Here is a 15,070-nt window from a genome sequence, read left to right as displayed (position 1 = left end):
TATGATATTGAGCCAGATACCTGCCCGAATCATGCTTTTGATGGGAAGATCCCCTGTGGCGAAAGCCACTGCGTTAGAAGGCGTTGCGACTGGCAACATAAAGGCACAACTAACGGCGAAGGTGACCACAATGGTCATCAAGAAAGGCTCGATACCCAGTCCCATGGCAATAGATCCCATAATGGGGAAGAAGGCAGCCGCCGTCGCCGTGTTACTGGTTAACTCGGTCAATAGAATAATAACGATAGCTGTGATGGTTAGGATCAGAATCGGCGGTAGCTCAGATAATCCCGAAACGCTCTCGCCAACCCATGCACTCAAACCAGTGGCGGTGAACTGAGCTGATAGTGTTAAGCCACCACCAAACAAAATCAGTACTCCCCAGGGCACGTCACGGGTGGCCGACCAATCCAGCAAGGTCCCTTTTCCTTTAGAGGCAGGAATCACGAACATCAGAATCGCCGCAAGAATCGCCACACTGGTATCGTTGATGTTACCTAACCAAGGCAGCGCACTCTGCACGACTGGAATTCTCGCGATTAACGGCAGGAAGACCCAACAGAACACAGCCCCGGCAAAAACCATCAATACACGTGACTCTTCAGCCGACAGACGGCCCATCTTTTTGAGTTCTGCTTCGATCATCGCTCGGCCGCCCTGGATATTCTTAACTTCCGAGCGGAACACCAACTTGTTCAGAACTAGCCAAGCCAGCATGAGCATGGTGAATGAGAAAGGGACCCCCACCAGCATCCAGTGGCCAAACCCTATATTAAGTGCGTGGGTGTTTTCCATATACGCGCGCATTAGCGCCATAGGCGGCTGGCCAATCAACGTCGCCATGGAGCCAATGGTGATGGCGTAGGCAATGCCCAGTAAAACAGCGGCAGAGAACTTGGGCGTTTCATCACCGTTACCCAATGACTTCACCAGCGCGATGATCGAGCCTCCAATGGGCACCATAATCACTGCGGTGGCGGTATTGCTCACCCACATCGTGATAAACCAGCTAGCGAACATCAAGCCAAACACAATTTGAGCAGGCTTGGTACCCACTGTTAGCACTGTCAATAGCGCGAAGCGGCGATGTAAATTCCAACGCTGCGTTGCTAAACCTAGCAGGACTCCCCCCAACACTAGAAAGACAATGCTGTGCGCATAAGGCGAAGCAGTCTCACCCACCGACGCAATATCAAAAAATGGGAATACCACGAGCGGAAGCAGTGATGTAGCCGGAATCGGAATCGCCTCTGTCATCCACCAAGTGGCCATCAGCATTGCAATGCCTGCCACTAGACGAGCATTAAAGGCCAGCGTTTCTGGCAACAGGAAGAAAACACCTAAGCCAATTAGGATGCCCAGCACAAGAGAGATCGGCTTAAAAGCAGAGGCTTCCGCGTAGGACGTTTGCTCAACGACCCCAGTGGTTTGCGACATGGTAGTTACCTGCAGAGGAAAAACTGTACAGATGAGTGTTACGACTAACGCTCTCAGCTGCCAATACCTCTCAGGTTGAGTTGCATACTTAGCTAAGCCGCATCATAAGAGAACACAAGGACATTTAAGTAAATAAAATCAATTACTTAAAAAATAAACATACTGTTCCAAAAAAACCCTACATGCGTATGTCGTACATACTTTGAAATATTCACCTTCTTTACTAACTGTTGCTTACAACTAATGGATTTTCAGACCTGCTTACTTGTGAAACCATAAATTTTTTGCTTACGCTGCTGCAAGACACCCCGTCATTTGCCATCGGCTACTCATGCCAACAGGTGGTCGCGCCACCCTCTTCCAACTCTATGTAATTCATGGCGTAAATTTATTTCCGCTCAAAATAAATGACAACATGTTGACATAAAAATTATCGTAGCCTAAATTTCTTCCCAAGCGCCTATAAAAACGCGCACCAAAAAAATAATAAATTCAATAATAACAATTAATTAAAGGAGGATTAATGAAAATTCATACCAATTTGATGCCTGAGCGAAGAAAGTCGATGGTGACGCTTGGCGCATGGAATGACATGACCATTACGGACTATCTGAAAAATGCTGTGACCTCAATGAGCGAAAAGCCGGCGATCATTACCTATCAGATGGCTGATGGGAGCCGCTCAGCACTCAACTACCGCGAGCTTAACGAAAAAAGCATTCGCATAGCGGCAGGACTAGCCGGACTCGGCGTGGAAAAAGGTGACATTGTTTCTTGCCAATTGCCCAACGGCTGGCAAATGACAGCCCTACACATGGCCTGTGTTCGTATTGGCGCCGTACTTAATCCACTAATGCCTATTTTTCGCGAACACGAATTAGCATTCATGCTTCGGATGGCCGAAAGCAAGGTGCTAGTGGTTCCGAAAATGTTCCGAAATTTTGATCATGCTGCCATGGCCAATGGCTTACAAACGGATCTGCCCTCTTTAAAGCATGTACTGGTCATCGGTAGTGATGATGACGATAGCTTCGAAAAAGTACTGCTTGACCGCGCCTGGGAAAGTGAAATCGACACAAATACCTTGTTCGAGGCCCGCCGAATATCGGGTGATGACGTCGTACAGCTGCTCTACACCTCAGGCACTACTGGTAAGCCTAAAGGCGTGATGCACACATCTAATACCCTGATGAGCCATATTCGTCCCTTTGCCTCACGGCTAGGGCTGGGAGAGGAAGACACTGTCTTTATGCCCTCTCCACTGGCGCATCAGTTGGGTTTTCTTTATGGCTTACTGCTGCCTATCTATCTCAAAGCGACTGTAGTGCTTCAGGACACTTGGCTGCCTGAGGAGGCAGTGAAGATTATTCGCGCTGAGAAGCCACGACTAATGCTTGGTTCGACTCCCTTCCTGACTGATATCGCCACACAAGCTATCGAGCACGGATCAGACCTTCAGTCGCTGACGCTTTTCCTTTGTGCTGGCGCACCGATACCCAGCCCGCTGGTTGAAAAAGCCGCCAAAAATCTTCCCACCCGCATTCTCTCTGCCTGGGGAATGACTGAGAACGGCGCAGTGACCACTACTCTACCTGATGACGAACCATCCAATGCAGTCAATACCGATGGCGTGCCGCTTCCCTACATGGAGCTCAAAGTGACGGATATTGAGGGCAACGTTTTGCCTCCTAATCAAGAGGGCAACCTATGGGTGCGAGGCGCCAGCCTCTTCGTCGGCTACTTTAAACAGCCGGATCTTTACGGCGTAGATGCTGAAGGCTGGTTCCCAACAGGAGATTTAGCTCGCCTAAATGAAGCAGGCTACGTCCGCATCACCGGGCGCTCTAAGGACGTAGTGATCCGCGGCGGCGAGAACATCCCCATCGTCGATATCGAGAACACTCTCTACCAACATCCGAAGATCCACACTCTAGCGCTGGTAGGTAAGCCCGATGACCGCCTGGGCGAGCGGCTATGCGCTTATGTAACCCTCAAAGAGGGGGTGGAGTCACTAACACTCGAAGAAGTTTGCACTTTCCTCAGCGAACGCAAAGTAACTCGCCAGTACCAGCCAGAGTTTTTAGAGGTACTCGACGAACTGCCGCGCACCCCATCCGGAAAAATTCAGAAATTTAAATTGCGCGATCAGGCTCGCCAAGACGCCTAAAAGAAACATACCGAAAAATCAAAATTTTCTGCAGTTAGGTGAATAAACAATATGAAAGGATTAAAAGGTAGAACAGTTATCGTCACCGGCGGCGGCGGCGGCATTGGGCGGGCTGTGTGCATGCGCTTCGCTGAACATGGCGCCAATGTGGCAGTACTCGACCGCGACGGTCAGGCGGCTCAAGTCACTGTGAACAACATTGGAAAAGCTGACGGCCAAATAAAAGCCTATGTTGCCGATATCACCGACTACAACGCCATCGCTGCCACGGTGACAAGCATCGAGCAGGAGTTAGGCACCCCCACGGTGTTGATTAACAATGCCGGCTTTGACCGGTTTATGCCATTTCTAAAAACAGAGCCTTCTATGTGGGAGTCACTGATTGCCATTAACCTGACCGGTGCTCTCAACATGCACCATATCGTTCTACCCAAGATGGTAGAAGCGGGCGGTGGTCGTGTGATCAACATTGCCTCTGACGCAGCCAGAGTCGGCTCATCCGGTGAGGCCGTCTACGCCGCTTGTAAGGCCGGCTTGTTGGGTTTAAGCAAAACGCTCGCACGCGAGCTCGCCAGTAAGAATGTGACGCTCAACGTCGTTTGCCCTGGCCCTACCGATACAGCCCTTCTAAAAGGCGTGGCGGAAACCTCACGGGATCCTGAAAAACTTTTGGAAGTCTTCCGCAATGCAGTACCCATGCGACGCATTGGTCGACCTGAAGACTACCCCGGCATTATCACCATGCTTGCCAGCGACGAAGCCAGCTTTATTACCGGACAAGTGATTAGTGTCTCCGGTGGTTTAACCATGGCTGGCTAATCACTGCCAGCTTCTACCTATCTTTGTCAGGAGACTTACATGAGTTACGAAGACATCCTCTATGACGTCACCGATGGGGTGGCCACTATCACCATCAATCGCGCTGAACGCTACAACGCTTTCCGCGGGAAAACCTGCATGGAGCTGCTTGATGCCTTCAACCGTGCTGGCTGGGATAAGTCGATTGGTGTCATTGTGCTCACCGGCGCGGGTGACAAAGCATTCTGTACCGGGGGCGATCAAGGCGCGCACGAGGGTCAATACGACGGCCGTGGCATCATCGGTCTACCGGTAGAGGAGCTGCAAACGCTCATCCGCCAAGTGCCTAAACCGGTCATTGCACGAGTGAATGGGTTTGCCATTGGAGGCGGGCACGTTTTACATGTGGTCTGCGATCTAAGTATTGCGTCAGAGACAGCAATTTTTGGCCAGGTAGGTCCAAAAGTGGGATCGGTTGACCCTGGCTTTGGCACCGCTTATCTCGCCCGCGTCATTGGCGAAAAACGAGCACGTGAAATCTGGTACCTGTGCCGAAAATATACGGCTCAGCAAGCGCTCGAATGGGGGCTGCTCAATGCGGTAGTGCCGCCTGAACAGCTTGACGAGGAAGTGCGTAAATGGTGTGACGAAATTCTTGAGAAAAGCCCGACTGCCCTCTCCATCGCAAAACGTTCGTTCAATGCAGACAGCGAAAATATCGCCGGTATTGGTGCACTCGGTATGCAGGCGCTAAGCCTTTACTACGACACCAAGGAGTCGCAGGAAGGTGTTGCTGCGTTTAAGGAAAAGCGTAAGCCCGAATTTCGCAAATATTATTAGTCACCACCATTGCTCCCCTTCACAAAGGGGAGTCTCTAGAGAGTGAGTAAAGCATCATGAATTTTGCATTTACCGAACAGCAAGAAGCCATTCGCGACACCATCGCGCGGTTTGCCGGCGAACGACTAGCCCCTCGCTATCGGCAGCGCGAGCAGGCGGGTTGCATCGAGCGTGAGATCGTTTACGAGTTAGGTCAGATGGGCTGTCTGGGCGGCGAGCTACCCGAAGAGTTTGGTGGCGGTGGGCTAGATTGTATTACCACCGGCGTGATTGTTGAAGAGATTGCCAGGGGTGACTTTAATGTCGGCTATTTACCCCTACTCGCTTCTCTTAATGGTCAAATCATCGCCCATCACGCCCAGCCGGAATTGGCCAAAGAGTGGTTATCAGGCATTACGGCTGGCCGTAAGATCTGCTGTATCGCACTCACTGAGCCGCACGGCGGTTCAGATGCTGCCAACCTTAAGCTCAAAGCAACCCGTGACGGCGATAGCTTTCTGCTAAAAGGTGAAAAAACCTCCATTTCCATGGCCGATCAGGCGGATGTAGCGGTGGTCTTTGCTCGAACCGGCACACAAGAGCAGCGCGCCAGTGGCATCAGCGCTTTTTTAGTGCCCATGGAGAGCCAAGGTGTTTCTACTAGTCGCTTTGAAGATTCAGGCCAACGAGCCATTGGCCGTGGCTCTATTTTCTTCGACAATGTGCGCGTGCCTGCCGACCACATGCTAGGCATAGAGGGACAAGGCTTTAAGCAGGTGATGCAGGGGTTTGACTATAGCCGTGCGCTGATTGGTTTACAGTGTTTAGCCGTCGCTCAGCAGTCACTGGATGAAACCTGGCAGTGGCTCACCCAGCGTGAAGCCTTTGGTCAGCCGTTAGCCACCTTTCAGGGCTTAACCCATCCACTGGCGGAATACCAAACCTACGTGCAAGCGGCGCGGCTGCAGTGTTATTACGCACTGTGGCTAAAAGACAACCAGCGCCCGCATACTGCTGAAGCGGCTATGAATAAGTGGTGGGGGCCGAAGCTAGCCTTTGATGTGATCAAACAGTGCATGCTAGCCCACGGGCATACGGGCTGGGGAGAAGATTTGCCGTTTTCCCAGCGCATGCGCGATGTACTGGGGCTGCAAATTGGTGATGGCACAGCTCAGATTATGAAAAATATTATTGCGCGTCAGTCGGTCTCTGCGTGAACGCTGGCTTCTTGCTTGTCTCACTCGAGCGACTGGGCGCTGATTCTATTGACCCAGTCAAGGATTTGCCGATGGCGAGTGAAGATGACAAAAGCGTGGAAAACCGACTATTTTTTCGGCTTTTTCAGGTTAGCAATATCCTGCAAAAGCAGACGATCAGTGAAGTGGGCCTGAGCACCGTGCAGTGGGCAGTGCTGGGCGCCCTTTCTCGCAAAGGCTTTGAAGAGGGTATTTCGTTTAATGCGCTTACTGATTATTTGGTGGTTAGCCGTCAAAGCCTGGACGGCGTGCTTAAGCGTTTGGAGCGCGATGCCCATGTCGAACGTATTCCTCATCCCGATGACAAGCGCGCGCGGATTATTTTACTAACCAGCCAAGGTCGCGCCTTTTGGGAGAGTTTACAGCCCCGTATTCATGAGTTTTACCGTGATGGTCTGGGCAGCTTTTCCTTCGATGAGACCGTCAGCTTATTGCACTACCTGAATAAACTTCAGCACGATTTAGAAAATACCGCGCTACACGCCAAGGAGGAAACGACCGATACACCATAACCAACTCAACTAACAGCGCTGTTAAAGCGCACCCAGCGTTACTACCCATACCGATAACAACAATTCTGCCTCGTCTTGCGCGGGGTTGGGGGTTCTATGTCTGCTTTAAATAAACAACCATTAGTTATTTCATTAGGCATCGTGTTTGCCAGTGCGTTCAGCAGCGCTCAGGCAAGCTTCAGCGATAATGAAATCCGCATCGGCTATTTATCTGATATGTCAGGGCCCTACCGCGATTTGGCCGGCCCTGGTGGCTTGGAAGCGCTTAACATGGCGGTCGAAGATCACGGCGGTGAGATTAACGGAGCACCGATAGTGGTGTTTAGTGGTGATGACCGCAACAGCGCTGATGTGGGTGCCAATACCGTACGTGAATGGATCGACCAGCGTAATGTGGATATGGTCGCAGGTATGGTGGCCTCGTCGGTGACTATCGCGACCACTCAGCTTTTGGCGGAAAACGATAAGCTTGCCATGGTGGCAGGTGCCGCAGCACTGAGCATCACCAACGAGTACTGCACGCCGAACCATGTACAGTGGGTCTATGATACTTACGCCATGTCTAACGGTGCTGCTAAAGCGATACTCGCAGAAGGGGGTGATAGCTGGTACATGATTACCGCTGACTATGCCTTTGGACACTCGCTGGAAAGCGATGTTACCGCCGTAGTGGAAGCGCATGGAGGCGAGGTTCTGGGTAGCGTACGCCACCCGTTAAATACCAGCGATTTCTCTTCCTATGTCCTGCAAGCGCAAAGCTCAGGCGCCAAGATCGTAGGGCTCGCAAATGCGGGGGCTGATACCGTTAATGCAATTAGCACAGCAGGGCAATTTGGCCTGGCACAGTCTGGTCAGTCACTTGCTGGGTTAATGGTTTTTTTAAACGATATACACGCGCTGGGACTGGAAAGCACCCAAGGCATGCAACTAACGACTGGCTGGTACTGGGATTTGAATGAGGCTTCACGTGAATGGGCAGAGCGCTATCAAGCACGCACCGGCCGAATGCCCACCATGGTACAGGCAGGCGTTTACTCTAGCGTTATGCACTACTTAAATGCCGTTGAAGCGAGCGGCACGGACGACTCAGCCACCGTTCGCGCCATGATGCAAGACACTCCCATTAACGACATGTTCGCCACCAATGGCTACATTCGTGATGATGGTCGCATGGTGCATGATATGTACCTAGCCAGGGTGAAAACACCTGACGCCTCCACTAACGAGTGGGATCTTTACGAAATACTGCGCACGATTCCGGGTGAAGAGGCCTTCCAATCGCTGGAAGAGAGCCGCTGTCACTTGGTCGCCCAATAACATCATTTAATGCGCGCGGCATGCTAGCGGGAAAGCACCGCGCGACTCTTTTAGGGAGTGCCCGCATGCATGTAGATACCGCCATCACCAGCCGTAAATCGGTGCGCCGTTTTCTCGACACCCCCGTCGACCGTGCAACGATTATGCATATATTGCAGGTCGCGAGCCGTTCTCCCAGCGGTAGCAATATCCAGCCGTGGAAAGTGCATGTGGTGGCGGGTACCGCTAAAGACCAGCTTTGCCAGCGGTTATTAGACGCCGTTGATCACGGCAAAAGCGACCCTCCCGAGTATCACTACTACCCGCAGAACTGGTTTGAACCCTACCTGGAACGCCGCCGACGCTGTGGCTTTGGGCTTTATGCAACACTAGGTATCGGACGCGACGATAAAGCCAAGCGCGAAGCCCAGGCACGGCGTAATTTTCAGCTTTTCGATGCACCCGTGGGGCTTTTCATCACGATGGATCGTCGTCTGGAAGCCGGCAGTTTTATGGACTGCGGCATGTTTATCCAAAGTGTGATGTTGGCCGCCCGTGGCCAGGGGCTGCATACCTGCCCGCAGGCTGCCTTTGCTTGGTACCACACGCTTATTCGCGACGAGCTTAAGCTGGATGAAAACTCGCTTCTGCTCTGCGGCATAGCGCTAGGCTACGAAGACACTCAGGCACCCGAGAACAGCTTTATTACCGAGCGTGAAAGCGCGGAGAATTTCACGACTTTTCATGGCGTTTAAGCACAAAAAAGCCCAAGCAGATGCTTGGGCAATGAGGAAAACGGGAAAGGGCTAAGCGCTATTCAAGCGACTCATAGGGCAAACCGACATAGTTTTCTGCGATGGTTGTCATCCCTGCTTTAGAGCTAGTCACGTAATCCAATTCGGCCAGCTGCATGCGGCTATTGAAATCTTCTTCATCGGAAAAATTATGCAGCATGGAGGTCATCCACCAGGAGAAGCGCTCGGCTTTCCAGATACGTTTCAGGCACGTTTGTGAGTAGCGCTCGATCAAATCTGTACGGCCCTCCTGATAGACCTTCACCATTAGCCGATAAAGCGTATTCACATCACTGGCCGCTAGGTTCAGACCTTTAGCACCGGTGGGCGGCACAATATGCGCCGCATCGCCGACCAGAAATAGCCGCCCATACTGCATGGGTTCGACCACATAGCTACGCAGTGGCGCGATGCTTTTCTCGATGGATGGCCCAGTAACAAGTTTTTTGGCGACATCTTCCGGCAGGCGGCGCTTCAGCTCTTCCCAAAAGCGCTCGTCAGACCAGTCTTCTACTTTTTCATCTAACGGTACTTGAAGGTAGTAACGGCTGCGGGTGGCTGAGCGCATGCTGCATAGGCTGAAGCCTCGCTCGTGGCGTGCATAAATCAGCTCATCGGACACTGGCGGTGTATCCGAGAGCATACCTAACCAGCCAAACGGGTACACCTTTTCAAACTCTTTAATGCGGCCCTGGGGAATCGCCTGGCGGGAGACGCCATGGTAGCCATCACAACCGGCGATGTAGTCGCAGTCGAGCCTGACCGTTTCACCGTTATGCTCAAAGGTTAGATAGGGGCTGTCACTATCTAGGTCGTTGGGCTGGACGTTTTCTGCTTCATAAAGGGTTATTGCACCAGCGGCGGCACGCGCCTCCATCAAGTCCCGTGTCACCTCGGTTTGACCATACACCATCACTGTGCTGCCGCCGGTCAGTTCATCCAGAGCAACCCGCACGCGGCGGTTGTCGAAAATAAGCTCAAAGCCATCATGGGGTAAGCCCTCTTTATCCATACGCTGGTCAACACCTGCTTCACGCAGCAAGTCCACCATCCCCTGCTCAAGCACACCAGCGCGGATTCGGCTTAATACATACTCTCCGCTACGCCGCTCAACAATCACGTTATCAATGCCTTGTCGCTGCAGTAGCTGGCCCAGCAGTAGGCCAGAGGGGCCTGCGCCAATTATCGCAACCTGAGTTTTCATAGGGGGCCTCATCGTTGTCATTATATAAATGTTGATGACTTGTATTTTTCAATGAAACGATGCGCATAATAAGGCATGAATGAAACAGTTAATTGGACTTTTCCAGCGTGACTGCACGACATTAGTCGCATGAGGAGCAGCGCATGAAAACAGCAACGACAACCCATGTTCCCGTGTTCAAGCTATACGGTGAAACACAGCACTGGCCGACGCCGGACTTATTACACTGCGAGTCAATTCCCGAGCGCAGCCGCCTGCATGACTGGCGCATTCGCCCTCATCGGCATGTGGATTTAGTGCATATTCTATTTATCAGCCACGGCAGTCTGGAGTTAGAACTTGAAGGAGCTAAACAACGCCTTGAAGGCGCCGTGACCATTATTGTGCCCGCGATGGCCATCCATGGTTTTCACTTCTCTCCCGATATCGTCGGTCACATTATTACCCTGGCGAAGCCGTTAGCCGAGCACCTTAACGAGTTAATGGGCGAAAGCAGTGCGTTACGCAAAGCCGATTTTGTACGCCTGAATCAGCCAGTTAACACCCAGCGCATTGCAACGCTGATCGACCAAATTGACCAGGAGTACCGCCAACCAGCACCGGGAAGAAACCGACTGCTTGAAGCGCTGGTGCAAGCGTTAGTCGTCGAGCTATCACGTCTTACTGCTTACCCTGACAGGCCTGCAAAGCGCCATGGCCCACGCCAGCACGATAAGGGGCGCATGCACCTTGAGAACTTTCAAGCGCTGATCGAAGCGCACTACCGTGAACAGCCAAGCATTGAACAGTTAGCCGAGCTGATAGGCGTGAGCAGCGCACACTTGAACCTGCTCTGCCGCCAACTCGCCGGGCACAGCGCCCTGCAATTACTGCATGAGCGCCTAATGCTAGAAGCCAAGCGCCAGCTCACCTATACCAATATGACCATTGGCGAGGTCTCCGACAGCTTAGGCTTCTCAGAACCGGCTTACTTCACGCGCTTTTTTAAGCGCAATACGACGCTTTCACCAAGGGATTTTCGGCTGCGACAAACGGCAGTTAACGAGTCCACTAAATAGGATAATGCCGCGGCCCCAACTGCATCGTCATCCAGCGCAGCTCGGTGAACTCTTCGATGCCTGCTTTACCCCCAAAGCGCCCGTAGCCGCTGGACTTGACGCCGCCGAACGGCATTTGAGGCTCATCGTGTACCGTCGGGGCGTTGATATGGCAGATACCCGTTTGTAAGCGCCCTGCCACTTTCATGGCGCGTGCGCTATCGCGGCTAAACACCGCCGATGAAAGGCCGTACTCGCTGTCGTTGGCAATGTGGATGGCCTCTTCTTCGCCGTTGACTCGGATCACCGCCACGATAGGGCCAAACGACTCTTCGCTATACAGCCGCATATCACTGGTGACACCATCGATGACTGTGGCCTGCATCACCACCCCTTCCGCTTTTCCGCCAGCGGCTAAGTGCGCGCCTTGCGTCACGGCATCATCAATCAGGCTATTTAGTTTCTCACCTGACTGCGCGTTAATTAACGTGCCCAGCGTATTGCCTTCATCACGCGGATTGCCTGCTTTTAACGCTCGAGCACGCTCCGTAAACTTCTCCACGAACGCATCTGCCACCTGGTGATCAACAATAACGCGCTCGGTGGACATGCAGATCTGGCCTTGGTTAAAGAACGCGCCAAAGATCGCAGCATCCACGGCGGCATCGATATCCGCATCGTCCAGTACCAAAAACGGTGCTTTGCCGCCCAGCTCAAGCAGCACGGGCTTTAAGTGCTTGGCCGCTTGCTCGGCAATGATTTTGCCCACACCAGTGGAACCGGTGAAATTGATTCGGCGTACGGCGGGGTGGGCAATCAGCGCACTCACTACCTCAGCGGCGTTATCCGGTACGTTGCTAATCACGTTAACAATACCGTCGCCAAACCCCGCTTCTTGAAGCACTTCACCAATGAGGTGATGGGTCGCGGGGCACTGCTCCGAAGCTTTCAGGATAACGGTATTGCCGCAGGCCAAGGGCGTGGCGATGGCTCGCGTACCTAGAATAATCGGCGCATTCCAGGGCGCGATACCGACCACCACGCCACAGGGAACGCGCACGCCCATGGCCATACTATCGGGCACGTTTGAGGGAATAATATCGCCATGAATTTGTGTGGTTAATGCCGCCGCCTCACGCAGCACATCCGCCGCCACTTTGACGTTAAAGCCCGCCCAACCCGGCGTGGCACCGGTCTCATCAATCATTCGATCAATAAAATCGTCCTGACGCGCCTCCATCAGCTCAGCTGCTTTTAGAAGCTTCGCACGCCGCTCGCCTGGGCCTGTTTGCGACCATGCATTAAACGCCCGTCCAGCCGCGTCGGCAGCTGCATTTACATCACCTACGCTTGCTGCCGCCGCCATGGTGACAACCTCGCCACTCAACGGATTGGCTCGGGTAAAGGTGGCTTCGTGCTCTGCGGCTTTTGCTTCGCCTGCGGACAATAGCTCAATAGTGACCATGGCATTCACTCCTTGTAATAAAACCAGCCTAGAGCAGAAACAACGTGCTCAAAATCGGGAACGCGATGAGCAGTGCCAGGCGTATTAAGTCAGAGACCACAAACGGCGCGACCCCTTTAAAAATCTCCCCCAGCCCAACATGTGGTGCCATCGCTTTAATCACAAACACGTTCATCCCCACTGGCGGGGTCATCAGCCCCAGCTCTACCGTCAAAACAGTCAGAATACCGAACCATACAGGGTCGATGCCCATCGCCTGAATGATGGGGTACACCACGGGAACGGTGATGACCAGCATGGCGATGGAGTCCATAAACATGCCCAGCACAAAGTAGAGCGCCAGTATGCATAGCACTACGACGATGGGCGTGAGATCCATACCGTATAGCACGTCCGTAATGGAGAACGAGATACGCGATACCGAAATGAAGTAACCCAGTGTCTCTGCCCCTACCAGCATGAAGAACACCACGGCAGACAGCGCCAATGTCTCTTGGACGCTGGCCCATAACTGCGCACTGCGCATACCTTTGACAAGGGCATAAATCAGCGTGGCAAATGCACCCACGCTGGCCCCTTCTGTAGGCGTAAAGGCCCCAAAGTAGATGCCTAAAATCATCACCAGAAACACGCCAAAGAAGGGCACCAAGCCGGTCAAGCAGAGAAACTTCTCTTTCCAAGGCGTAGGCTCGCCAGCCACCGCCAGGGAGGGACGCAGATACATCACCACGGTAATGGTCAGTGAGTACATCACCAGCCCCAGCAAACCGGGAATCAGCCCGGCCATGAACATATCGCCCACAGACTGTTCGGTAAGAATTGCATAGATTAGCAGGGCGATACTGGGAGGAATCATGATGCCCAGCGTGCCACCAGCGGCCAATGCCCCGGTGGCCAAGCCGCGGTTGTAGCCGTAGCGCTCCATCTCAGGTAGCGCCACCCTTGTCATGGTGCTCGCCGTCGCCAATGAAGAGCCGGAAATAGCGGAGAATATACCGCAGGAGCCCACAGCTGCGATGGCCAGGCCACCCTTCCAGCCCCCACATATGATGCGGGTCGAATCAAATAGCTTACCGGCCATGCCCGAATGAGCTGCTAATACCCCCATTAAAATAAACATTGGTACGGCGCTGAAGCTGTAGTTGGAAAGAACCTCTACGGGTACAGTTTTTAACTGAGCGACCGCGGCGTCCCAACTGATGATCTGGGCAAACCCAACCACCCCAACAATCAGCATCGTTAAAGCAACCGGTACGCGCAGAATCATCAGTACCAATAAAAGCCCTAACCCAATGGCACCAATCGCTTCACTCCCCATGAGCTGCCTCCTCGCCCGCAGCATAAATGACACCTAGTAAGGCATGGATAAAGCTGCGTAATCCAAGGAGTAAGCTGAGCACAGCAGCCAATTGGAAAATAGGTCCCATGGGAAGGCGCAAGTCTTGGGTGACCTCCCCATGCCGAGTTGCCGCCGCCGCCGAATCCAGCAGCCCCACGAACAACACCAGCCCCAGCGCCATGAAACCAAGCAAGAAAACACCCTGCAGGCGATTTTTTATGGATTGCGGCAAACGGTGAGAAAACGCTTCCACGACGACTTGGCTCTTTTCGACATTTGCGGCCATCGCCGCCAATAGCGCAAACAACATCAAGTAGCTGACCAGTTCGACGCTACCGGAAACACTCAGCGCAATCGCACCTTCCGTTACCCTGGAAAGGTAGCGAGTGCTGACATCGGCAATCGTCACCGCCAGGAGACCCGTGAGGGCAACCCCAGCAACTAAGCGACAAATAAGGGCCAGCCAATGGCTGGCCCTGTAGAGAGTAGACTGCATAAAACATTACCCCTATTGGGCGCTGCAAGACTCGCTGGCCGCCAACGCAGCCTGATAGACATCACGCGCCTGATCCAGGCCTCGCTCTTCCAACTGAGTCAGGTAGTTTTCAATGCCTGCTTGAAGCGGTTCCTGCCAGTCGGGATGCTCTAGCGGCTTTTCGATTTCGCGAATGGTATGGCCAGCATCGGTAGCTTCTTGTTTACCTTCCACATCCAGTCGATCAAACACCGCCCCGGCGTTGTTAGCCCACTTCATACCCGAGTTATTATCAATGACCGCCTGCTGCTCTGGCGTGAGGTTGTCGTAGCTGCGCTGATTCATGGTGGCAACGAAAATCAACGTGTAAAAAGGCACTTCAGTGTGGTAGTTCACCAACTCATTAACACGGAAGCCTTTCAGGCCCTCCCACGGGAAGCTCAAACCATCGATCACGCCACGCTGCATGGA

General features: G+C 52.9%; 13 protein-coding genes and 1 pseudogene. 8 read left to right on the top strand and 6 right to left on the bottom strand.

The window, feature by feature from the left end:
- A partial coding sequence (locus tag A3220_RS15325; RefSeq protein WP_062375702.1) for a DASS family sodium-coupled anion symporter occupies positions 1-1,437 on the bottom strand: 1,437 nt, incomplete at its 3' end.
- Between the two features lie 523 nt (positions 1,438-1,960).
- On the opposite strand from A3220_RS15325, the gene A3220_RS15320 reads away from it, so the two are divergent.
- From A3220_RS15320 to A3220_RS15290, 7 genes are all read left to right on the top strand, one after another.
- On the top strand, positions 1,961-3,604 hold the full coding sequence (locus A3220_RS15320) for an AMP-binding protein (RefSeq protein ID WP_062375699.1): 1,644 nt from the start codon (positions 1,961-1,963) through the stop codon (positions 3,602-3,604).
- A gap of 51 nt (positions 3,605-3,655) precedes the next feature.
- Positions 3,656-4,423, top strand: coding sequence for an SDR family oxidoreductase (locus A3220_RS15315; protein ID WP_062375697.1), 768 nt, complete (start codon positions 3,656-3,658; stop codon positions 4,421-4,423).
- Positions 4,424-4,462: 39 nt separating this feature from the next.
- Positions 4,463-5,242: an enoyl-CoA hydratase-related protein gene (locus A3220_RS15310; protein WP_062375694.1), complete on the top strand. Its 780-nt coding sequence runs from the start codon at positions 4,463-4,465 to the stop codon at positions 5,240-5,242.
- A 56-nt stretch (positions 5,243-5,298) separates the two neighbouring features.
- Positions 5,299-6,438: a cyclohexanecarboxyl-CoA dehydrogenase gene (gene aliB, locus A3220_RS15305; RefSeq protein WP_062375691.1), complete on the top strand. Its 1,140-nt coding sequence runs from the start codon at positions 5,299-5,301 to the stop codon at positions 6,436-6,438.
- A 71-nt stretch (positions 6,439-6,509) separates the two neighbouring features.
- Entirely contained in the window at positions 6,510-6,989 is a 480-nt protein-coding gene (locus tag A3220_RS15300) for a MarR family transcriptional regulator (protein ID WP_062375689.1), read from the top strand.
- Positions 6,990-7,085: 96 nt separating this feature from the next.
- A complete protein-coding gene (locus A3220_RS15295) occupies positions 7,086-8,306 on the top strand; it encodes an ABC transporter substrate-binding protein (RefSeq protein ID WP_062375687.1) in 1,221 nt (406 codons plus the stop codon).
- 65 nt (positions 8,307-8,371) lie between these two features.
- Positions 8,372-9,040 carry a nitroreductase gene (locus A3220_RS15290; RefSeq protein ID WP_062375683.1) on the top strand — a complete coding sequence of 223 codons (669 nt, stop codon included), beginning with the start codon at positions 8,372-8,374 and terminating at the stop codon, positions 9,038-9,040.
- A 58-nt stretch (positions 9,041-9,098) separates the two neighbouring features.
- Here A3220_RS15290 and pobA read toward each other — a convergent pair whose 3' ends face one another.
- Positions 9,099-10,283 carry a 4-hydroxybenzoate 3-monooxygenase gene (gene pobA / locus A3220_RS15285; protein WP_062375680.1) on the bottom strand — a complete coding sequence of 395 codons (1,185 nt, stop codon included), beginning with the start codon at positions 10,281-10,283 and terminating at the stop codon, positions 9,099-9,101.
- Positions 10,284-10,426: 143 nt separating this feature from the next.
- Here pobA and A3220_RS15280 point away from each other — a divergent pair, with 143 nt between their 5' ends.
- A complete protein-coding gene (locus tag A3220_RS15280; protein WP_062375678.1) occupies positions 10,427-11,341 on the top strand; it encodes a helix-turn-helix domain-containing protein in 915 nt (304 codons plus the stop codon).
- On the opposite strand, the gene A3220_RS15275 is transcribed toward A3220_RS15280, so the two are convergent.
- From A3220_RS15275 to A3220_RS15260, 4 genes and pseudogenes are all read right to left on the bottom strand, one after another.
- Positions 11,334-12,785: an aldehyde dehydrogenase gene (locus A3220_RS15275; protein ID WP_062375675.1), complete on the bottom strand. Its 1,452-nt coding sequence runs from the start codon at positions 12,783-12,785 to the stop codon at positions 11,334-11,336. The genes A3220_RS15280 and A3220_RS15275 overlap by 8 nt on opposite strands.
- Positions 12,786-12,813: 28 nt before the next feature.
- Complete coding sequence (locus A3220_RS15270; RefSeq protein WP_062375672.1) at positions 12,814-14,103, bottom strand: TRAP transporter large permease; 1,290 nt, start codon at positions 14,101-14,103, stop codon at positions 12,814-12,816.
- Positions 14,093-14,533 (bottom strand): TRAP transporter small permease subunit, encoded by a 441-nt coding sequence (locus A3220_RS15265; protein WP_273423331.1) that lies wholly within the window; start codon positions 14,531-14,533, stop codon positions 14,093-14,095. The genes A3220_RS15270 and A3220_RS15265 overlap by 11 nt, the downstream gene beginning before the upstream one ends.
- A gap of 99 nt (positions 14,534-14,632) precedes the next feature.
- Positions 14,633-15,070: pseudogene (locus tag A3220_RS15260) on the bottom strand (C4-dicarboxylate ABC transporter substrate-binding protein); the annotation flags it as partial.

The sequence above is a fragment of the Halomonas sp. KX33721 genome, assembly GCF_001596805.1.
GTDB lineage: Bacteria > Pseudomonadota > Gammaproteobacteria > Pseudomonadales > Halomonadaceae > Vreelandella > Vreelandella aquamarina.
The sequence above is the reverse complement of the archived record's forward strand: the minus strand, read 5'-3'. Positions and strand labels throughout refer to the sequence as shown.

Coding starts and splice junctions, on each gene's coding strand:
- aliB (WP_062375691.1), top strand. CDS start 5,299: ATGAATTTTGCATTTACCGAACAGCAAGAAGCCATTCGCGACACCATC.
- A3220_RS15270 (WP_062375672.1), bottom strand. CDS start 14,103: ATGGGGAGTGAAGCGATTGGTGCCATTGGGTTAGGGCTTTTATTGGTA.
- A3220_RS15290 (WP_062375683.1), top strand. CDS start 8,372: ATGCATGTAGATACCGCCATCACCAGCCGTAAATCGGTGCGCCGTTTT.
- A3220_RS15300 (WP_062375689.1), top strand. CDS start 6,510: ATGGCGAGTGAAGATGACAAAAGCGTGGAAAACCGACTATTTTTTCGG.
- A3220_RS15275 (WP_062375675.1), bottom strand. CDS start 12,785: ATGGTCACTATTGAGCTATTGTCCGCAGGCGAAGCAAAAGCCGCAGAG.
- A3220_RS15295 (WP_062375687.1), top strand. CDS start 7,086: ATGTCTGCTTTAAATAAACAACCATTAGTTATTTCATTAGGCATCGTG.
- A3220_RS15280 (WP_062375678.1), top strand. CDS start 10,427: ATGAAAACAGCAACGACAACCCATGTTCCCGTGTTCAAGCTATACGGT.
- pobA (WP_062375680.1), bottom strand. CDS start 10,283: ATGAAAACTCAGGTTGCGATAATTGGCGCAGGCCCCTCTGGCCTACTG.
- A3220_RS15320 (WP_062375699.1), top strand. CDS start 1,961: ATGAAAATTCATACCAATTTGATGCCTGAGCGAAGAAAGTCGATGGTG.
- A3220_RS15310 (WP_062375694.1), top strand. CDS start 4,463: ATGAGTTACGAAGACATCCTCTATGACGTCACCGATGGGGTGGCCACT.
- A3220_RS15315 (WP_062375697.1), top strand. CDS start 3,656: ATGAAAGGATTAAAAGGTAGAACAGTTATCGTCACCGGCGGCGGCGGC.